Genomic DNA, 19,263 nt, shown 5'->3' on the forward strand with positions numbered 1-19,263 from the left:
GACCTTCTATTCGTTGTGCAGCGATTTTATCGGGTTGGCGGTAGCGGCCCTCGCAGCCTGATAGCTGATCGTAAGGATGGCGATCGCCAGCGCCGAAGCACCGGCCAGCGGGAAGATCCACCAGCTTACCGCCGTTCGATAGGCGAATTCATGCAGCCATTGCGACATGGCCCACCAGGTGACCGGCACGGCGATGAGAAAGGCCAGCCCCACCAGCACCAGGAACTCCTTCGAGACAAGGACCAGCACCGAGCCTACGCTGGCGCCCAACACCTTCCGGATGCCGATCTCTTTCGTCCGCTGCTCGGCCATATAAGCCGCAAGCCCGAAAAGCCCAAGTCCGGCGATGAGGATGGCAATAAAGGTAAAGGCCGTGAAGAGACGTCCGGTCCGTTGTTCGGCGGTATAAAGATGTGCAAAGCGATCATCGAGAAAATAATAGCTGAAGGGGCCCTTTGGATGAAAGGCGGCCCAGCGTTGCCGGACGCTTGCGAGAAAGGGTGCTACATCCGCGGTATTCACCTTCACCAGCATCCCCCCCTCGTTGTGGCCGAGCAGGAGCATCAGCGGCGCGATCTTCTGTTTGGCGGAGAGATAGTGAAAGTCTTTGATCACCCCCACCACCCTGTATTCCTTGCGGCCCGAACGCACAAGAACCTTGCCGATCGGGTCCGTATGACCCCAACCCAGATCGGCCGCGGCCGTCTCATTGATCAGTACCCCATTGGCCGTATCGGTGGGAAAATCCCGGGAGAAGTTTCGCCCCTTTGCGATTGGCAACCCCAGCGTAGGGACATAGTCGTAATCCACCTGGTAGATATTGGTGTGGATCTCCCCATGGCCATCGTTGGCCCCTGCCGATTTCGGATAGATCTCGGTGCCGCCCATCACCCCCGATCCCGGGACACTCCAGCTGATGCTCACATGGGTAACCCGTTTGTCCTGTAGCAGCTCCTGCCGGAAGGCCTCCTGGTTTTGGTCAAGCAGAAAGGCATCCTGGATATAGACGACCTGCTCCTTGTCATAGCCAAGCCGGATATCCTGCATATAGTGCAGTTGCCGGTAGACGATAAGGGTGGCTACCATGAGGGCGATGGAGACGACGAACTGAAAGACAACGAGCCCGCTGCGCAGCACACTCCGGCGGCCGCCTTGTAGCGAACCCTTCAGGACTTTTATCGCATCGAAAGAAGAAAGGAAAAAAGCCGGATAGATGCCCGCCGCCACACCAACCACCAGGGTCAGTCCCAGGATGGCCGCAAGCGAAGGGAGGTTGAAAAAGACGGCATAGGAAAACTGCTTCCCCGATAAGGGGTTGAACCAGGGAAGGACCAGTAAAGCGATGCCAAAGGCGAGGATCATGGAAAAGGCGGTGAGGATCACCGACTCGGTCAGGAACTGAGCAATCAGCTGTTTTTTCACCGAGCCCATAACCTTGCGGATCCCAACCTCCTTGCTTCTTGCCGCCGCTCCTGCGGTGGAGAGGTTGGTGAAGTTAGCACAGGCCAGCAATAGGATAAACATCGCCAGGGCGCTGAATATAAGCACATAAAGCTGGCTGCCGTTGGCCTCCAGTTCATACTTGGTGTTGGAATGCAGATGGATGTCGGTGAGCGGGGTCAGCGTAAAGACAAAGCTGTTCACGGCTTTCCCGGCCTCGGCCAGCGGCACGCCCATGTCGCGGGAGATCTCCGGGACACAATATTTGGCTACCAGCTCGCGGAACCGCGTCTGTAGTTGGTGTGGGTCGGCATCGGGCCGCAACCGGAGATAGGTGTAAAAGCCTACATTGGTCCAGCTGTTCTGGGTGATGTGCATAGTACTCCAGCTGAGAAACGACTCGTAATGAAAATGCGCTTCATCGGGGACCTTGTCGATGATCCCGGTGATGGTGCAGGCTCCATAGTTGGAAAGGACGACGGTCTTGCCCAGAGCCGGCGCCGATCCGAAGTATTTGGTTGCAAAGGCCTTGGTGACGACCAGACTGTTGGGGCGCACCAGGGCCGTATGGACATCGCCTTCGAGAAAGGGGACGGTAAAGACCTCGAAGAAATTGCTGTCGACATAAACGAGATTCGGTTCCTTGAACTGGCGCGTGCCCGCCTGGATATACGCATCACCGAGATGGCTGAGGCGGGTGAAAGTTTCGATCTCGGGAAAGGCGGCGGTCATACCCGGCCCGACGGCAACATCAACCATGGGGTAGTCTGACTGGGTATCACCGCTCATCCCTAGATTGACCCGATAGATATCTTTCGACCGGTTGGCATAACGGTCGTACGAACGCTCATCCCGGACCCAGGCGACGATCAGCAGACAGGCGGCCAGACCAACAGAGAGCCCGAGGATGTTAATGGCCGCAAAGACGGAATTGCGCCGGAGATTGCGGAGGGCAAGCGTTATATAATTTTTTAGCATGGCAGATTATTTGCATAGCGCAATGCGCTTTCGGATAGACGCAAACTCCCGGAGCAATGTTGCATAAAGCTCCTGAAAAAGGCGTAACTTTTACCAAAACACTTTTTATGTCAACAACCACTGCAGTCATGTCAACGACAGAGATCGCCAATCGTTTGGTCGAACTCAGCACGAAGGGCGATTTTGAGTCCGCTCAAAAGGAATTGTTCGCAGACGATGCCGTCAGCATCGAACCTCACGACACACCCGCCTTCGATCAGGAAACAAAAGGCTTGGATGCCATCATGGAAAAAGGCGAGAAATGGAAAGCCATGGTAAAAGAAATTCACGGTATGACCGTATCCCAACCGCTGGTCAGCGACAGCTCATTTGCGGTTACGATGTGGTTGGATGTAACGATGCAGGACGACAAACGCATGGCGATGAACGAACTCTGCGTGTATCATGTAAAGGATGGAAAAATAGTCTCGGAACAATTCTTTATGTGAATGGAAGAAAAATTCAATGATGCACCACTACACGCGCTTACCGGCGATGCTCACCTGCATCGCCTTTTTTATGTCGCTCACCGCCACCCCCTCAGCCACGCCCAGCCTCTATTGATAGTTCGTCTTTTAGCCCAATTTCCCAACCATTTCCTCGGGCTTCACCCACTGATCGAATTCCTCCGGCTTCACATATCCAAGCTTCACGGCCATCTCCTTGAGCGTCGTGCCTTCCTTGTGCGCTTTCTGCGCTATCTCCGCCGCCTTATAGTACCCGATCTTCGTATTCAGCGCAGTGACGAGCATCAGGGAATTATCGACATGCTTTTTGATATTGGCTTCGATAGGTTCGATTCCCTTGGCACAATGTTCGTTGAAGCTGTGGCAGCCGTCGCCGATGAGGCGGGCGCTGTGTAGGAAGTTATAGATCATGACGGGTTTGAAGACGTTTAACTCGAAATGTCCGGTGGCGCCCCCGATATTGATAGCGACATCATTTCCCAGCACCTGAGCGACGATCATCGTCAGTGCCTCGCATTGCGTGGGATTGACCTTGCCGGGCATGATGGAGGAGCCCGGTTCGTTGTCGGGAATATGCAGTTCGCCGATACCGCTGCGGGGACCGGAGCTGAGCATCCGGATATCATTAGCGATCTTCATCAGACTGACGGCGACGGTCTTTAACGCACCATGTGCTTCGACGATGCCGTCATGTGCGGCAAGGGCCTCGAATTTATTCGGGGCGGTGACAAAGGGCAGCCCGGTGAGCTCGGCAATCTTCTTTGCTACGTTAACGGCATAGTCGGGTGGGGTGTTGATCCCGGTGCCTACCGCGGTACCGCCAAGCGCCAGCTCGGAAAGATGCGCAAGAGTGTTCTTGATCGCCCGCAGACCATGATCCAGCTGGGCGACATAGCCGCTGAGCTCCTGACCTACGGTGAGCGGGGTAGCGTCCATAAAGTGGGTCCGGCCGATTTTCACCACTTTCATGTATTTCTTGCTTTTCTCGGCAAGGGTGTTGCGCAGGGCTTCGATACCCGGGAGGGTCGTCTCCAGCAGGATCTTATAGGCGGCGATGTGCATGGCCGTCGGGAACGTGTCGTTGGACGACTGGGATTTGTTGACATCGTCGTTGGGATGAAGGAACTTTTCCTTGTCGGTGAGCTTTCCGCCGTTGAGGACATGCCCGCGAAAGGCAACTACCTCATTGACGTTCATATTACTCTGGGTACCGCTGCCGGTCTGCCAGACGACGAGTGGGAAATAAGCATCGAGGCTGCCGCTGAGAATTTCATCGCAAACCTTCCCGATGAGATCGGATTTTTCCTTTGGCAATACCCCAGCCTCGAGATTGGTAAGAGCGGCGGCTTTTTTCAGATAGGCAAAGGCGCGGATGATCTCTTTCGGCATCCTGTTGATATCCTGGGCGATGGGGAAGTTTATTACACTGCGTTGGGTCTGAGCGCCATAATAAGCGTCGACAGGGACTTTTACTTCGCCCATTGTATCTTTTTCGATCCTGTATTCCATAATGCTGATTTTTGCGGCCCCAAATGTACGAGCGGTTTGGGTTAATTGGCTAAAATTTACGTCTTTTGTTAGACCCCCCTGACAGGGGCGGCGCAAAAAAAGCATTAACTATGACATTAACCCAATTTTCCCTTTTACTTCTTGTGGGTTCCCTGTCCGTCTCGACGGCAGCCCGGGCCCAGGACACTAACCCGAAATATGTGTGGAAAGAAGGTACTTCCGGTGGCTACACCTATAAGTATGTGACAAACGATCCCTTACAGACCCGGCTGTATACCCTGTCCAACGGGTTGACCGTATTACTAAGCCCCAATCACAAAGAACCCCGCGTCGCCGTTCGCATCGCGGTGCGGGCGGGCAGCAATACCGATCCCCGCGATCATACCGGCCTCGCCCACTACCTGGAACATATGCTTTTTAAAGGCACCGATAAGTTCGGCTCGCTCGACTGGGCCAAAGAAAAACCCTATCTCGACCAGATAGATGGGCTGTACGAGCAATACAACTCCACGAAGGACCCCGCAGCCCGAAAGAAGATATACCATCGGATCGATAGCTTGTCGGGCCTGGCCTCGCATTATGCCATCGCCAATGAATACGATAAGATGATGGCGGACATCGGCGCACAGGGAAGCAATGCCCATACCTGGGTGGAGGAAACGGTCTATGAAGAGGATGTCCCCTCCAATGCCATGGATAAATTCCTGGCCGTTCAGGGGGAGCGCTACCGGAATCCCATCCTCCGGCTTTTCCATACCGAACTGGAAGCCGTGTATGAGGAAAAGAACCGGACCCTCGATAACGACGGATCGAAGATGCTGGAGGCGACACAACGCTATCTCTTCCCCACACACAACTATGGCCAGCAGACCACCATCGGGACGATCGAACATCTGAAGAACCCTTCGCTGAGGGCGATTCGCAATTACTATCATGCCTACTATGTTCCCAACAATATGGCCGTGATCATGTCCGGCGATTTTGAGTATGACCAACTGATAAAAAAGATCGACGGGGCATTTTCCTACATGCAGTCCAAGCCGGTGCAGTTGTATAACCCCGCACCAGAACGCGATCTCACCGCCCCGGTGGTAAAAGATATCTTTGGCCCCAGCGCAGAGAACATGCGCATCGCCTACCGCACTCCCGCCGTGGATACGCACGATGCCATCGTGCTCGACCTGATCTCGAGCATCTTCTCCAACGGCAAGGCCGGCCTGCTCGACCTCAACCTCAATAAACAACAGAAGGTACAGGGGTCCAACTGCGGCCTGCAGCAGTACAAGGACTATGGGATGCTCATCTTCAACGGAACGCCCAAACAGGGCCAGACGCTCGAACAGGTGAAGGATCTCCTGATGGAACAGATCGCCAAACTAAAGAAGGGCGATTTTGATGAAAGCCTGATCAGGGCCATCGTCGCCAACGGAAAGCTATCCCTGCTGGAAGGGTTTCAAAAGAACCAGGCCAGGGTGGAAACGCTGATGCAGACCTTTATCCAAACCCGCGCGACAAAATGGGACGTGGAGATCGGCGAACTGGATGAAGAAGGAAAAGTCTCCAAACAGGAGATCATTCGCGTCGCCAACAAATACATGGGCAATAACTACGTCCTGCTGTACAAACGGAAGGGCGAAGATAAGAGCATCGTAAAAGTGGACAAGCCGCCGATCACCCCGGTGGAAACGAATAAAGACAAGCAATCGGCATTCCTGAAGAAGATCGAGGCAATGCCGACGACACAGGTGGCTCCGCAATGGCTGGACTTCCAAACCGGTATCGGCCGTGGCAAGGCCGGTCTCGCAGATGTGCTTTATGTGCAGAACAAGGATAACGAACTGTTCCATCTTTACTACCGTCTCGAAATGGGGAACTTCAACAACCGGCTCCTGCCGCTGGCCGCGCAATACCTGCAATTCCTGGGTACCACCGAGCATCCGACGGCAGAGATCAGCAAGGCCTTTTATGACATCGCCTGTAATTTCAGCGTCAATACCACCAATGATATCACTACCATCAGCGTGACGGGCTTGCAGGAGAATTTTGCAAAAGCCGTGACCCTGTTCGAAGATGTGCTGCACAACTGCCTTCCGGACACCGCGGCGCTGGCCGGGTTGAAGGACAGGCTCCTGAAATCCCGGGCCAACAACAAGCTGAACAAGAACGCCATCCTCCAGGGACTGGTCCAATATGCCCGGTATGGATCAAAAAATCCGTTCAATACGGTGCTGAGCACGGAGGAGATAGCCGCGATCAAGGCCGAAGACCTGACCAATATCCTGCATGGATTGCTCAACTATCAGCACACGATCATCTATTATGGTCCGCAGGCCCAGGATGCGTTTATCAGCCAGATCACGACCCTTCACAAGCTGCCGGCTGCATGGACGCCCATGCCGGAAAAGGTTAAATTCCCGTTTGCCGAACAGACCGCCAACCAGGTTCTGTTCACCAACTATGATATGGTACAAAGCGAGATCGCCTGGATCCACAACTCGGGTCCCTATGATGTGAACAAGGAGCCGATCGTCGACGTGTTTGATAACTACTTCGGCGGCGGCATGGGCTCGGTGGTGTTCCAGACCTTGCGGGAGTCAAAGGCGCTTGCCTACGCCACCTTTGCCACCTATGGCACCCCCGCAAAGAAGGAGGACCCCTTCTACATCCTTGCTTATATCGGCTGTCAGGCCGACAAGATGAACGAGGCCGTAAGCGGAATGAACTCCCTGCTCAACGACCTGCCCTCTTCGGATCAGGGCTTTGAACTGGCTCGCACCAGCGAGAAGAAAGATCTCGAGACCCAACGGTTCACCGAAGACGGCATCGTCTTTGCCTACCTCGAGGCAAAACAGAAAGGGCTCGACTACGACCAGCGGAAAAGCGAGTATGAAAGCCTCGATAAGATGACGATGAACGACGTGAAGCAGTTTCACGCGCAGCAGGTGGCCGGTAAGGCCTATACCTATTGCGTAGTGGCGAACGATAAAAAGATAAAGATAGACGACCTGCAGAAGGTCGGAACGGTAAAGGTGCTAAGTCTAAATGAAATATTCGGTTACTAAACAAGAAACCCGGCCGAAAGGCCGGGTTTCTTGTTTCAGGAAAGTAGGTCGCGCTCTTTTCCCGCCACGGGAAGAAAAATTTTTAAAAACTGTGATTTTCCCGGCCATCCGGCGAATAATTGAGTATGAACCCGAACGAACTTCTGCAACGGATCCAGGATAACAAGGGTATCCTGTATAAGATCAGCGCTTCCTACTGCCGCAATGCCGGCGACCGGGAAGACCTGATGCAGGAGATGTTATATCAGCTTTGGCGGTCGGGGCCGCGATTTGACGAAAACCAAAAATTCTCTACCTGGATGTACCGGATTGCATTAAACGTAGCGATTTCATTCTACCGAAAGGCCAACCGAAGCGGGGTAACCGTGGCCCTCGACGCCGAAGCCCATTTTGCCGACAATAACGGCGATGAAGTGTTGGAACAACGGATGGAGGTCTTACAGCGATTTATCCAGTCGCTCAACGAACTGGACAAGGCCCTGATGATCCTCTATCTGGAAGAACGGCCCTATCTCGAAATAGCCGATATCCTTGGTATTTCGGAAACAAACGTGGCCACGAAGCTAAGCCGGATAAAGGGCCGGTTGAAACAGGAATTTAAAACCGACCGGATAGGATCCGGTCCCAAATCGTAAAGATCATGAGTACAGATGAATTTCAGCAATTGTGGAAGGAGTATGACTCCAAACTGGAGCGATCGATGGAGCTGAACCATCGCCTGATGACGGAGATCGGCACCCAGAAGGTGCACCGCAGCATCAATTGGCAAATTGTTTTTAAGTTCATGATGATTGGCCTGGGTATCGCCTGGAATGTCATAGTGGGATCCCTGGCCTGGCGGTTCCGCTCGGAACCCTTCTTCGTCGCCTCGGCCCTGGTGGTGTTGTGCTGTACGGCTTATGCGGTGGGCGGATATATCCTGCAGGTCCTGCTGTTCCTGCAGATCCGGATGTCCAAAAGCATCGTGGCTACGCAGAAACAACTGGCACAGCTGGAGGCCGTGATCATCCAGACCCTGCGGGTAGGTTTTTTGCAGACCCCCGTGTATTCAACCTTTTATATTACGCGGCAAACCCTGGCAACGGCAGGCGCGGCTTTTTGGATCACCCAGGTGATTGTTACCGGCGGGTTGGTGCTGCTGACCATTTGGGTATATCGTACGGTGACGGTGGGCAACGCGGATAAAAAGCGTTGGGTAAAACAGATGGTTGATAACGAAGGGGGCAAGACGATTGCGCGGGCAAGACAATTTATTCGCGAGGCAAAAGAATGGGAGAAAGCATAAGTTCCTCTATTTCCCCGTAAACACCGCCTTGCGCTTCTCCAGGAAAGCCTTCGCCCCCTCCTTCATATCCTCCGTCCCAAAACACTCCCCAAAAGCCTCCTGCTCCCGCAGAAACCCATTTCGAACGGCCCCCCCATCATCGGCCAGCGACTCTCCCGCAGCTATATTCGCGCACTCGATGATCCTGGCCACCGCAACCGGCGCCTTATCATTGATGATCGACAGCAACTCCCGCGTCTTGGCGAGAAGCTCGTTTTGTTCTTCAACGATATAGTTGACAAGCCCCATAACATGCGCCTCGGTAGCAGAAACCATCCGGGCCGAAAGCATGATCTCGATGGCGCGACCCTTGCCTACAAGTTGGACAAGCCGCTGAGTGCCGCCATAGCCTGGAATAAGCCCAAGATTGACCTCGGGTTGACCGAATTTCGCATTCGTGGAGCAAAGCCGGAAATGACAGGCCATAGCCAGCTCCAGTCCGCCGCCCAGCGCAAACCCATTGATCGCTGCGGCGATGGGTTTAGGACAGGACGCGATGCGGAAGAAGATATCATGCCCCTTCGCCGACAACGCCTGCCCCTGTTCTTGGGTAAGCCCGAGAAATTCGGCGATATCGGCGCCGGCGACAAACGCCTTCGGCCCCGCGCCGGTAATGATGGCGCTGCGGATCTCTTTGTTGTCATAGATCTCGGTTACAGCCTCGGACAGCTCGGACATGACATCCTTGTTGATGGCATTCAGCTTGTCGGGCCGATTGATCGTGACCGTCAGGATATTGTCGGTGAGGTCGGTGTGCAAGGTTTTGTACATAAAATGTTGTTTGTAGTTGCTAGAAATCGCGGTGGGTGCTCACCCAGCTGCGGATGTAGTCGGCAATATCATTGGTCGGGGTTCCGGGCGGAAACAGCTCGCCGACTCCCAGGGCCTGGAGCTCGCGGCGATCTTCATCGGGAATAATGCCGCCGCCCGTGAGCAGGACATCGTTCATTTTCTTTTCTTTCATCAGCGCGACGATCTTCGGGAAGACCGTCATATGGGCGCCGCTGAGGATGCTGATACCGATCGCGTCGACATCTTCCTGCAAGGCGGCGTTGACGACCATCTCCGGCGTTTGGCGGAGGCCGGTATAAATAACCTCCATACCCGCGTCACGGAGGGCGGTGGCGATGATCCGCGCACCACGGTCATGACCATCGAGTCCAACCTTTCCAACAAGTACCCGGATAGGGCGGCCCTTAGCGTTCTGCATGCAAATCGTTTAGATTGTAAAAATAAGGATTTGGCTCTACCCTTTGAGCAACGCCAGCGTATGCCTGATCCGGCGGATCGTTTCCTCCCGGCCCAGCAACACGGCGATATCAAAGACATGCGGCCCGAATTTCCCCCCCACAAGCATGATCCGCAGCGGCATGAGCAGTTCACCGGGCTTTATGGCTGCGGCGGCCGCCATTTCCTTAAACTGGGCCTCCAGCGCAGGAGGATCGAGTTCGGGGTTCAGTTCCAGCTGGCGGATGTATTCGGCGAAGAAGAGAGCCTTGGCGTCATTCCACTTCGGCCTGACGGCATCGAGGTCGATCGTCGCCGGTGCCTGGAAGAAGAAGCCGGCCTGCGGAACGAATTCCGGCAAAAGGGCGCAACGGTCTTTGACAAGGTCAAGCACCTGCTCAAATCGGCCCGCCGGGGGAACGGGTATTCCCGCGGCTTCAAAGAGCGATGCCACCCGGTCCGCATAGTCGGCGGCGGGCAGCTTTTTGATCCATTCGTGGTTGAACCATTTAGCCTTCTCGAAATCGAATTTGGCGCCCCCCTTATGAACCCGGTCCATCGAGAACTTCTCCACCAGTTCCTGCAGGGTGAAGAGCTCCTGACCCGTCCCGTCATTCCAGCCAAGCACGGCCAGCAGATTGACAAAAGCCTGCGGCAGAAAACCCGTTTCCCGGAAGCCGGTGGCCGGTTCGGCGGTGCGGGGGTCTGTCCAGTTCATCGCAAATACGGGAAAGCCCAGCCGGTCGCCATCGCGTTTGCTCAGCTTCCCATGGCCATCGGGCTTCAGGATAAGTGGGAGATGTGCCCACTGAGGCATCTTACCCTCGCCAAAAAGATAGCGCCATAACAGGATATGCACGGGTGCACTAGGCAGCCATTCCTCACCCCGGAACGCATGGGTGATCTCCATCAGGTGGTCATCGACGACCACCGCCAGATGATAGGTAGGCATGCCGTCAGCCTTCAGCAAGACCTTGTCGTCGACGCCGGTGGTGGAAAAGTGGACCTCACCCCGGATCATATCGGTGAAATGGACATCCTGATCGGGATCGAGCCGGATGCGAATGACATAAGGCGTGCCTTCAGCCAGCAGTCGCTGAGTCTCGGCCGGATCGAGCGAGAGCGAGTTGCGCATCTTCCTGCGCAGGGTGTGGTTGTACTGCGGTGAAGGGTTCTCCGCCGTCTTGTGCTTTTCACGCATGCTTTCCAGCTCTTCGGGCGTGTCAAAGGCATAGTAGGCATGCCCCTGTTCGATCAGCTGACGGGCATACTTTTCATAGAGGCCAAGGGCCTTTCGCTCACTTTGACGGTAAGGACCATGAGGACCGCTTTTATGCGGGCCTTCATCGGGTTCGAGACCACACCATTTGAGACTGTCGATGATATATTCTTCCGCCCCGGGGACATACCGGCCCTGATCCGTGTCTTCGATGCGCAGGATGAAGTCGCCGCCATGGCGCCGGGCAAAGAGGTAGTTGTAAAGAACGGTCCGGACGCCGCCCAGGTGCAGGCCACCGGTGGGGCTGGGCGCAAATCGCACTCTGACTTTTTTGCTCATAGGGGACAAAAATACGATTCTACCCCTGATGGGGGCATTTCCGGGGTAAGAATACCGGGTTTTTCCCCTACCCGGGGCCAGACGCCTGTACTAATTTGCTATCTAAATATTTTTTTATGGAGGCAAAGATCGAAGCAGCAAAACAGGCAAAAGCCGACGTTGAGGCGGAGTTGTTAAAGATTCCCGGCGTCAACGCAGTAGATATCGGCTACAAATATGTAGACGGAAAACGTACCGATGAGATAGCTATCCGCGTCCATGTAAAAAAGAAGAAGAAAACCGTAGACCCAAAAGAAAAGATACCCGAAGAGATCAACGGCATCAAAACAGACGTCATCGAAGGCACCTATGAGCCGTTTGTCGTTGCGAAAAAACAGGTGATCAACGCCGAGCCGGAGGCAGACACGCTTCGCTACCGGCCCTTGAAAGGCGGGGTCAGCATCGGCCCGGACCGGTCGGTCGGCGGGTCGATCTTCGCCGGAACCCTGGGCTGTATGGTAAAGGACAACGCCACCGGTAAGGTCATGATGCTCAGCAATTTCCACGTGATGTGCATCGACAATACCTGGCATGTCGGCGATCAGCTGGACCAGCCCTCCCTCATCGACACGGGCACTCATGCCGACGGCGTCGGAACCCTCGCAAGGGCCGTCCTGAGCAACCATGTGGACGGAGCCATCGCCAACATCAACGCAGGCATCACGGCTCCAGCAACCATCGCCGATATCGGCAACGTAAACGGGACCGCCACAGCCGTGCTGGGCGCCGCCGTTCGCAAAAGAGGCCGGACAACACTGCTGACCTACGGATTTATCGACGGATTGAGCGGTACCGTGAATATCAATTACGGCGGAGCCATCGGTACCCGCACCCTGCAAGACCAGATCACGATCCGGCCCGACACGACCCGGAACCCCATGTTCAGCGATCATGGCGACTCCGGTTCGGCGATCGTCGACTCCGCCAACAACGTCATCGCCCTGCTTTTCGCCGGTAGCACCACTAACACCATTGCCAATCCCATCGCATTCGTGGAGGCCGAACTCAACGTCAAAGTCGCAAAATACCTCCAGGTGGTGGTGCCAAAAGCCAGGTTCGATACAAAGGCGATATTCAAAGAGGTAAAGCATGAAAAGCTCGAGAAGCTCGAGATCTTTGAAAAGCTGTTCGAGAATCCCATTCCCAAACTGTTCGAAAATCCCGCACCGGGGTCTCCCATAACCGGAGGGGGCGGCGGGTTCGGAGACGGCGAATCCTCCAGTCTGGAACAACGGATCGCCGGACTGGAATACAATCTTGCCACCCTTACCAGCTTCATAGGCGAAGCCCTGCGTCCCGACCTCAGCAAGGGCGCATTGTCCAACGAATAACCGCCCCTAACCTTAACCCTCTATCCCAGTGTGCGCCGAAAGGCGTGCGCTGGGTTTATTGAAAAGATCAAATGATACTCCTGATCGCGCATCATCATGACAGGGAAGCCCAAAGGCTGGTCACGGCCATCGCCGGCGAAGGCAGAAAAGCCCTGTTACTCCTCCCCGAGGCGCTGGGAGTAGACTATGGCGTCAGTTTGCGAATCAACCTGCCGTCGGTTATTTTCAGGATCACGCCGTATGAGCAGGGCGAGCCCATAACCGCGCCGGCCGTCAGTCTGCTGATCAACAGAATTTCCTGGTCGGACCCGGTAGTCTGGGATCAGGCGGTGAAAAAAGAAAAGGAATATGTCGCGAGTGAACTGAATGCTTTTTTTGCCGCATTTATCTATGCCTTTTCCTGTCCCGTCATCAATCCTATCGAGCATGGTTGCGTCTATTCCACAAACCTGTCGGCTAGCCTGACCACCGCCTTCGCCGCCAAAGGCATCTTCCTGAACAGAGGACGATGGGACATCGAAGGCGAGGCCGCCGATATTATTACCCGGTGTTACCGGCTTTTATTTTTCGCCGGCGAATGCTTTATCCCGCTGTCGCAGCAAATAGACGAAGCCTTCCATCCTGCGAACCTGCCCTTTTCTCTCAGGGAGGGCTACCCGTTGATCGAGCTTTTTCTTTTTCGAAATAAAAACGGTATCCAGATCGTGCATTTCCACCGGGCTCCCGATCTATCCCTTTACCCTTCCCCCGTTTTAACAAGGATTATCAAAATGTCAGCCAGCCATGATCTTGATCATCGGAATCCCCAGCGAATCGCCGGTTGAGCGCTTGTGCGATACCTGTAAGGCGGAACAGATCCCCTATCTCCTGCTTGACCAGCGGAGACAGGATCGCTGGTCCATCCTTCCCGATCGTTGGGACGCCGACAACAGTACGATCTCGGATGGTGACTGGACCTGCAGGCTTAAAGACTTTTCAGGCATCTATCTGCGAACCATGGATCATCGGCTTGTTCCCGGATATGAGTGCAGGGTCAACAAGCAACAAATCGACGAGCAATACCTGCGGCTGATCGGTCTGCTGGATATGGCCACGGCTCCCAGGATTGCCAACCGGCCCTCCCCGATGATGTCCAACAATTCAAAACCCTATCAGGCACAGATCATCCGGCAATCGGGCCTTGACATTCCCGACACCCTGATCACCAACGACAGCCGGGAAGCCCTGGACTTTATTTCATCCTACGACACCGTGATCTATAAGTCGATCAGCGGGACCCGGAGCATCGTCAAAAAGACCGACGCGGAATCCCTGAAAGCGATTGACAGGATCAGGTTCTGCCCCGTACAGTTTCAGGAGTGTATTCAGGGGACCAATGTCCGCGTGCACGTCATCGGTACCACCGCAATCGCCACCGGGATAGAGTCCGATGCGACGGATTACCGTTATGCACATCCCGGTGAGAAGACGGCCCTGCTGACGCCATTTATGTTGAGCAGGGACCTCTATACGCAATGTATAACCCTTTCCCGCTCCCTGAACCTGCCTTTTTCCGGCATCGACCTGATGATCACCAGGGAAGGCCGGGTCGTTTGTTTTGAGGTAAACTCCTGTCCGGGGTATAGCTACTTTGAATCGGGTGCCGGTCAGCCGATCAGCAAGGCATTGGCGGAATATCTTTCCCCTTCCTATCTTTGAGGGGTGGCCCCGGGGCCGAAGCCGCAATTCTTAATCAAACGCCTGAAAGTGAAATTCCTCTCAACCGCCTGCCTGCTATTGTTCATGTTAGCCGCTTCCGCCCAGCTTACCTATGAGACGCTATTGGTAGATTATGACAGCGCCTGGCAATTCAGGGATCTAAAGATCATCCCCATCCGCCGCAAAGCCGGCGCGGGAATGGCGCAGCATCCCGATATGGTGCCGCTCAACCAGGCACTGAGCAAAGGGCTGGTCACCATTACCGAACGCGGCACAACCTCCTTCGAAAACGTCCACTGGCTTCGCTTCAACACCCATGGCAAAACGCCCATCTATATCGCAGGCGGCGAGATCGTCGCCGGCGGCCGCCAAGACCGGATGATCGTCCGCGACACCATCCTCCAGCCGATGGAAAAAGATCAGTATGTGCCGGTGATGTGCGTCGAAGAAGAACGCTGGAGCGACAAAGAGAAAAAATTCGGTTATGGCAGCTTCGCGAATCCCCATCTGCGAAAGGTGCTGGACTCGACCGGCAACCAGGTATCCATCTGGCGCGAGGTCGACCGGCAGCTGCTGGCCGGCGCTTTTAAAAATAAGACCCTCTCCTACCTCTCGCGCTATCAGGATAAGAAATACCTGGCCGCGGAGGATGAATATTTCCGGTTTTTTATGAGCAAGTTTGCAAAGACGGACAGCAATGTGGTGGGTTTTGTTGCCATAACAGGGAACAAGGTCATCGGCACGGATATCTTCAACGGGACCGATCTTTTCTATCCCCAGCTCGACCCGCTCCTGCACGGCTATATCGACGATGTCATGGCCTCGGGACTGCCGGTAACCCTGAAAGATCCGCCGTTAAAGCGATATATGGACCGTCTTTTGAAAGATGAGGGAAGTCAGACGGAGTTTGTAAAAGACAAGGGGAAGATCTTCCGCCAGGATGGACGGGTCATGCACGTGAACACGTTTACAAAAGAGACGCCGGTGCAATAAATTGACAGGGACGGCGGGACAAAATCCATTATATTGCTGCTGTATGTTCTACCTCGTAAAGACGCCCTGGTGGCTGAAGAAATTCTATTCGCGTCTTGTTTGGGATCTCCCGGTAAAAGAGCAGGTCCTCTATCTGACCTTTGATGATGGACCGCATCCGGTAGTGACGCCATTCGTGCTGGATCAGCTAAAACAATATGGGGCAGCCGCCACCTTCTTTTGCATTGGAAAGAATGTACAGGAACATCCGCAGATCTATCGCCGGGTTTTGATGGAAGGACATCGCGTGGGCAACCATACACAGAACCATCTCAACGGATGGAAGACGGATGACGGGAAGTATATCGCAGATATCCGGGAGGCCGCGCGCTTCATCGATTCAAATTTGTTTCGCCCGCCGTATGGGCGGATCAGCCGGTTTCAATCCGCTCTACTCCGGCGCGCCCCGTTCAACTATTCGATCATCATGTGGGATGTGCTCAGCGCCGATTTTGATTATGCCCGCTCCGGTGAACGCTGTTTGCGGAATGTGATCCGTCATGCGCGGCCCGGATCCATCATCGTTTTTCACGATAGCGAAAAAGCATGGGACCGCCTGCGGGTGGCATTACCAGGCGTGCTCAGCCATTTTCACAAAAAAGGGTATCGTTTCGAAAGGATAACCCTGTCGTGAGGCTGCGGAAATTCCGGATCGAAGAAGGGTTTTGCGGCTAGGCGAACCAGGGATGAATTTTGCCTGATTCCCGGACTGGGAAAGTGGTTAAGGAACGGTTTTTGCTAAAAATAAAATTGGGCCTGGGTAGACACCCTGGCCCGTTTTTAATCCGTACCCTATGAAAACTGATTTAAAGGTAAACCTTTTTTTGAACTGTGCAAAGTAATTTAGTCAGTTGGGCCTGACGAATCTTCTGGAATACGGCCTTTTACCGCCATTTTTCACATTCTATCTATTTGTCATTTTATTGCATCCAGCCCGCGTCAGGCCGATGTTTTAGCCCTCCGGGACAAGGTTGCCGGCGAGGTTTCGCAAAATGGGAATAGCTGAAATCGGGGGTTTTGGGGATATTTGTACCCAACATTTTGATAGAATACCTATGCGATTGATCGACACACATTGTCATTTATATAGTAAAGAGTTCGGCCAGGATCTCGAAGAGACAATTCAACGGGCTGAAAAAGAAGGCGTTGAGAAGTTTTATTTGCCCGCTATCGACAGCAAATGCCAGGAAGCGCTATTGTCACTCGAGACGCGCTATCCCGGAAAATGTATTGGGATGACGGGTTTACACCCTTGCCATGTAAAAGCAGACTGGGAGACGGAACTGGCCTTCGTCGAAGGAGAGCTCGCGCGTCGTGCCTGGGTAGCAGTGGGCGAGATCGGTTTGGATTTTTATTGGGACCGCACCTTTGAGAAGGAACAGTACACGGCGTTTCACCGGCAGACGGAGTGGGCGTTGCAATATCAGATCCCGATCGTGATCCATTCGCGCGAGTCGATGAAGGAGAGCATCGGCCTGGTGCGTGAACATCAGAAAGGAGCGCTCCGCGGGATCTTTCATTGTTTCAGCGGTGATGCCGCCGCGGCAGCAGAGATCGTCGATCTGGGTTTCTATCTGGGCATCGGCGGAGTACTCACCTACAAAAACTCCGGACTGGCCGATGCTATCCGCGACATCCCCCTCGAGTGGCTCGTACTCGAAACCGACGCCCCATACCTGGCGCCCGTTCCCTTCCGCGGCAAACGCAACGAGAGCAGCTACCTCCGGTTCATCGTTGAAAAGCTGGCCGGGGTCAAGGAAATGCCCATCGAAGAAGTGGCCCGCGCCACCTCGGAAAATGCACAAAAAATATTCGGAAACTAGGAGGGGATATTGTACTTTTGCAGCCCCTGTAAAAGGGAGTAACAGGAGAGGTGTCCGAGTGGTTGAAGGAGCACGCCTGGAAAGTGTGTATACTCGAAAGGGTATCGCGGGTTCGAATCCCGCCCTCTCCGCAAGTCTTACGATCTACCCGCAGCAAAGCTGCGGGTTTTTTTATGCCGGCTCCCGCAGATAGCTTTCTATGACGGCATAATTCTTTCTCTCACCTTCATCGATGCCTGCTTCCGTCTGCATATGCCTTGCCCAGTCCAGCGGCGTACCCTGATAGGCCTTGTCGGTTGCCGTAAGACTGGCCCCCGCCTCCACCAGCCGCTTTACACTATCCAGCGACCCGGAGTACACGGCCTGGTGCAGGGCGCTGGCGTGGGAATGAAAGCCGTTGAAATCCGCAGATGTCCCGCCGCCGTTTACATCCAACCCCGCATCGATCAAAAGCGCGACAACATCCGCCCGGCCAAAAAAAGCGGCCACCACCAGGGCAACATACCGCTCGGACGGCGTCGAGTGGGGCACAAGGCGCTTTGCATTTTCAACGTCTCCCAGCCCAACGGCCGTGGCAAGGTTGTAATCGGCCCCTTTACCGAGCAACCAATTGGCCGCCTCGAAATTGCGCTGACCGATCGGACCCAATACGCTGCCGCGCACGGCTGCTCCCTGCTTTACCAGCAGCTCCATCAGGGGGATCTGCACCTTGCATTCTTTCGGGATCCTGCCGGTACAGACCAGTCCCAACGTGTAATCAAGGATGAATTGATAATGCTCATCCCCTCCTTTCTGCATCGCCTCGATGATCATCTCCGCTATCGCAACAATATTTGCCGGCAGCTTTTCATGACGGATAGGGTTGTCCGCCACAAACCAAAGAAGATAAGGCCGCGCGAAATATCCGTCGGCCGGCCTTTCCAGACGTTTCACGACCAGCGACGGGTCCCGTTCCAGGATATGCCGCAACCCGGAAATATCCCCGCTGTCAATGGCTTGCACCGCCTCTTGAAACCGCGCATCAGAGATGTCGTTGTTTGTCATCCCTATAAATTACACCAAACCGGCCGCCGGGTAAAATTTTTCTTATTTCTGGCGCAGACACAAGGAGTTCCCATCCAGATCCTTTAACCACGCAAACCTCCCCCAGGGGGTATCATCGATCTTCCCCACAGCGATCCCTTTCGCGCCAAGCGCCTTCACCTCCGCCTCGATATCCGCCGTCTCACAAATAACTCCCTGAAAACCCGCAAGGGAAATAGTCGTATTCGCCCCGGGCAACCCCATCTGGATCCAGGTCTCGCCATGTGCCCCCGGCGCTTCGACAACCACTTGAAAACCGAGGCTCAGATAAAACTCTTTCGCCTTTTGTCTGTCCTTTACGGGCAGCATGATGATCTCTATCGATTTCATAATTCTAAATTTATAGCCTAAAGGTAACGGCCCGGTTTTGCGCCCGGACAGGGTAAAACCGACAATCTTACCAGTTGATTGCGACGGTTTCCTTCTTTACATTTGTCAGGATCAATCCTTGTAATATGAAGCATGTGTCTATTTTGCCGCTGTATGATGCAACCGTGACGAGCATCGACAGCAGCCACCAGATCTTTACCCGGGTCAACGATTTCATGCGGTACCAGGGAAAGCCGCCCTTTTATGAGGTCGGGATCGTCGGCCTGACCGGAAGCACGGAGCTTTCCAATGGTCTCTATACGATTCGGGTAAACCGGACGATC

17 protein-coding genes, 1 tRNA gene and 1 pseudogene are annotated in these 19,263 nt (G+C 54.4%); 12 read left to right on the top strand and 7 right to left on the bottom strand.

Going from position 1 to position 19,263, the window contains the following annotated elements; all coding sequences use genetic code 11:
* Positions 1-6: 6 nt before the first annotated feature.
* Positions 7-2,418 carry an ABC transporter permease gene (locus tag VGM48_RS05590; RefSeq protein ID WP_331576890.1) on the bottom strand — a complete coding sequence of 804 codons (2,412 nt, stop codon included), beginning with the start codon at positions 2,416-2,418 and terminating at the stop codon, positions 7-9.
* Between the two features lie 107 nt (positions 2,419-2,525).
* On the opposite strand from VGM48_RS05590, the gene VGM48_RS05595 reads away from it, so the two are divergent.
* Complete coding sequence (locus tag VGM48_RS05595; RefSeq protein ID WP_331576892.1) at positions 2,526-2,906, top strand: nuclear transport factor 2 family protein; 381 nt, start codon at positions 2,526-2,528, stop codon at positions 2,904-2,906.
* A 126-nt stretch (positions 2,907-3,032) separates the two neighbouring features.
* On the opposite strand, the gene fumC is transcribed toward VGM48_RS05595, so the two are convergent.
* Positions 3,033-4,433 carry a class II fumarate hydratase gene (gene fumC / locus VGM48_RS05600; RefSeq protein ID WP_331576894.1) on the bottom strand — a complete coding sequence of 467 codons (1,401 nt, stop codon included), beginning with the start codon at positions 4,431-4,433 and terminating at the stop codon, positions 3,033-3,035.
* A gap of 110 nt (positions 4,434-4,543) precedes the next feature.
* Here fumC and VGM48_RS05605 point away from each other — a divergent pair, with 110 nt between their 5' ends.
* The 3 genes from VGM48_RS05605 to VGM48_RS05615 all read left to right on the top strand — a co-directional run bounded on the left by VGM48_RS05605 (position 4,544) and on the right by VGM48_RS05615 (position 8,780).
* The gene (locus VGM48_RS05605) at positions 4,544-7,495 is read left to right on the top strand and encodes a M16 family metallopeptidase (RefSeq protein WP_331576896.1); all 2,952 of its coding nucleotides are present in this window, start codon (positions 4,544-4,546) and stop codon (positions 7,493-7,495) included.
* A gap of 125 nt (positions 7,496-7,620) precedes the next feature.
* On the top strand, positions 7,621-8,130 hold the full coding sequence (locus VGM48_RS05610; protein ID WP_331576898.1) for a sigma-70 family RNA polymerase sigma factor: 510 nt from the start codon (positions 7,621-7,623) through the stop codon (positions 8,128-8,130).
* A 5-nt stretch (positions 8,131-8,135) separates the two neighbouring features.
* Positions 8,136-8,780: a hypothetical protein gene (locus VGM48_RS05615; protein WP_331576900.1), complete on the top strand. Its 645-nt coding sequence runs from the start codon at positions 8,136-8,138 to the stop codon at positions 8,778-8,780.
* A 6-nt stretch (positions 8,781-8,786) separates the two neighbouring features.
* Here the strand turns inward: VGM48_RS05615 and VGM48_RS05620 are convergent, their stop codons facing one another.
* From VGM48_RS05620 to gltX, 3 genes are read right to left on the bottom strand one after another with little or no spacing between them, the layout of a single operon-like run.
* Positions 8,787-9,590 (bottom strand): enoyl-CoA hydratase/isomerase family protein, encoded by an 804-nt coding sequence (locus VGM48_RS05620; RefSeq protein ID WP_331576902.1) that lies wholly within the window; start codon positions 9,588-9,590, stop codon positions 8,787-8,789.
* Positions 9,591-9,609: 19 nt separating this feature from the next.
* Positions 9,610-10,029 carry a cobalamin B12-binding domain-containing protein gene (locus tag VGM48_RS05625; protein ID WP_331576904.1) on the bottom strand — a complete coding sequence of 140 codons (420 nt, stop codon included), beginning with the start codon at positions 10,027-10,029 and terminating at the stop codon, positions 9,610-9,612.
* Between the two features lie 36 nt (positions 10,030-10,065).
* A complete protein-coding gene (gene gltX / locus VGM48_RS05630; protein ID WP_331576906.1) occupies positions 10,066-11,604 on the bottom strand; it encodes a glutamate--tRNA ligase in 1,539 nt (512 codons plus the stop codon).
* A gap of 116 nt (positions 11,605-11,720) precedes the next feature.
* Between gltX and VGM48_RS05635 the strand changes: the two genes are divergently transcribed.
* From VGM48_RS05635 to VGM48_RS05665, 7 genes are all read left to right on the top strand, one after another.
* Positions 11,721-12,974: a hypothetical protein gene (locus VGM48_RS05635; protein ID WP_331576908.1), complete on the top strand. Its 1,254-nt coding sequence runs from the start codon at positions 11,721-11,723 to the stop codon at positions 12,972-12,974.
* A 71-nt stretch (positions 12,975-13,045) separates the two neighbouring features.
* Positions 13,046-13,798, top strand: a complete 753-nt coding sequence (locus tag VGM48_RS05640; RefSeq protein ID WP_331576910.1) for a hypothetical protein — start codon at positions 13,046-13,048, stop codon at positions 13,796-13,798.
* Positions 13,758-14,672 (top strand): hypothetical protein, encoded by a 915-nt coding sequence (locus VGM48_RS05645; protein WP_331576912.1) that lies wholly within the window; start codon positions 13,758-13,760, stop codon positions 14,670-14,672. Before VGM48_RS05640 ends, VGM48_RS05645 begins: the two co-directional genes overlap by 41 nt.
* A 48-nt stretch (positions 14,673-14,720) precedes the next feature.
* Positions 14,721-15,665, top strand: a complete 945-nt coding sequence (locus tag VGM48_RS05650) for an ARPP-1 family domain-containing protein (RefSeq protein ID WP_331576914.1) — start codon at positions 14,721-14,723, stop codon at positions 15,663-15,665.
* A 43-nt stretch (positions 15,666-15,708) separates the two neighbouring features.
* A complete protein-coding gene (locus tag VGM48_RS05655; protein WP_331576916.1) occupies positions 15,709-16,338 on the top strand; it encodes a polysaccharide deacetylase family protein in 630 nt (209 codons plus the stop codon).
* A gap of 421 nt (positions 16,339-16,759) precedes the next feature.
* Positions 16,760-17,527, top strand: coding sequence for a TatD family hydrolase (locus VGM48_RS05660; RefSeq protein WP_331576918.1), 768 nt, complete (start codon positions 16,760-16,762; stop codon positions 17,525-17,527).
* A gap of 44 nt (positions 17,528-17,571) precedes the next feature.
* Positions 17,572-17,658: transfer RNA gene (locus VGM48_RS05665), tRNA-Ser, on the top strand.
* Positions 17,659-17,698: 40 nt separating this feature from the next.
* On the opposite strand, the gene VGM48_RS05670 is transcribed toward VGM48_RS05665, so the two are convergent.
* Entirely contained in the window at positions 17,699-18,571 is an 873-nt protein-coding gene (locus VGM48_RS05670; protein WP_331576920.1) for an ankyrin repeat domain-containing protein, read from the bottom strand.
* 42 nt (positions 18,572-18,613) lie between these two features.
* Positions 18,614-18,940, bottom strand: coding sequence for a VOC family protein (locus tag VGM48_RS05675; protein ID WP_331576922.1), 327 nt, complete (start codon positions 18,938-18,940; stop codon positions 18,614-18,616).
* Between the two features lie 125 nt (positions 18,941-19,065).
* On the opposite strand from VGM48_RS05675, the pseudogene VGM48_RS05680 reads away from it, so the two are divergent.
* A pseudogene (locus tag VGM48_RS05680) lies at positions 19,066-19,263 on the top strand (AraC family transcriptional regulator); the annotation flags it as partial.

This window comes from Puia sp. (assembly GCF_036500295.1).
Lineage (GTDB): Bacteria > Bacteroidota > Bacteroidia > Chitinophagales > Chitinophagaceae > Puia.

Bases quoted from the DNA above. Each gene is read 5' to 3' on its own strand.
- VGM48_RS05625 (WP_331576904.1), bottom strand. From the start codon at position 10,029: ATGCAGAACGCTAAGGGCCGCCCTATCCGGGTACTTGTTGGAAAGGTT.
- VGM48_RS05675 (WP_331576922.1), bottom strand. From the start codon at position 18,940: ATGAAATCGATAGAGATCATCATGCTGCCCGTAAAGGACAGACAAAAG.
- VGM48_RS05590 (WP_331576890.1), bottom strand. From the start codon at position 2,418: ATGCTAAAAAATTATATAACGCTTGCCCTCCGCAATCTCCGGCGCAAT.
- VGM48_RS05640 (WP_331576910.1), top strand. From the start codon at position 13,046: ATGATACTCCTGATCGCGCATCATCATGACAGGGAAGCCCAAAGGCTG.
- VGM48_RS05615 (WP_331576900.1), top strand. From the start codon at position 8,136: ATGAGTACAGATGAATTTCAGCAATTGTGGAAGGAGTATGACTCCAAA.
- VGM48_RS05635 (WP_331576908.1), top strand. From the start codon at position 11,721: ATGGAGGCAAAGATCGAAGCAGCAAAACAGGCAAAAGCCGACGTTGAG.
- VGM48_RS05605 (WP_331576896.1), top strand. From the start codon at position 4,544: ATGACATTAACCCAATTTTCCCTTTTACTTCTTGTGGGTTCCCTGTCC.
- VGM48_RS05655 (WP_331576916.1), top strand. From the start codon at position 15,709: ATGTTCTACCTCGTAAAGACGCCCTGGTGGCTGAAGAAATTCTATTCG.
- VGM48_RS05610 (WP_331576898.1), top strand. From the start codon at position 7,621: ATGAACCCGAACGAACTTCTGCAACGGATCCAGGATAACAAGGGTATC.
- VGM48_RS05660 (WP_331576918.1), top strand. From the start codon at position 16,760: ATGCGATTGATCGACACACATTGTCATTTATATAGTAAAGAGTTCGGC.
- gltX (WP_331576906.1), bottom strand. From the start codon at position 11,604: ATGAGCAAAAAAGTCAGAGTGCGATTTGCGCCCAGCCCCACCGGTGGC.
- VGM48_RS05595 (WP_331576892.1), top strand. From the start codon at position 2,526: ATGTCAACAACCACTGCAGTCATGTCAACGACAGAGATCGCCAATCGT.
- VGM48_RS05645 (WP_331576912.1), top strand. From the start codon at position 13,758: ATGATCTTGATCATCGGAATCCCCAGCGAATCGCCGGTTGAGCGCTTG.
- fumC (WP_331576894.1), bottom strand. From the start codon at position 4,433: ATGGAATACAGGATCGAAAAAGATACAATGGGCGAAGTAAAAGTCCCT.
- VGM48_RS05670 (WP_331576920.1), bottom strand. From the start codon at position 18,571: ATGACAAACAACGACATCTCTGATGCGCGGTTTCAAGAGGCGGTGCAA.
- VGM48_RS05620 (WP_331576902.1), bottom strand. From the start codon at position 9,590: ATGTACAAAACCTTGCACACCGACCTCACCGACAATATCCTGACGGTC.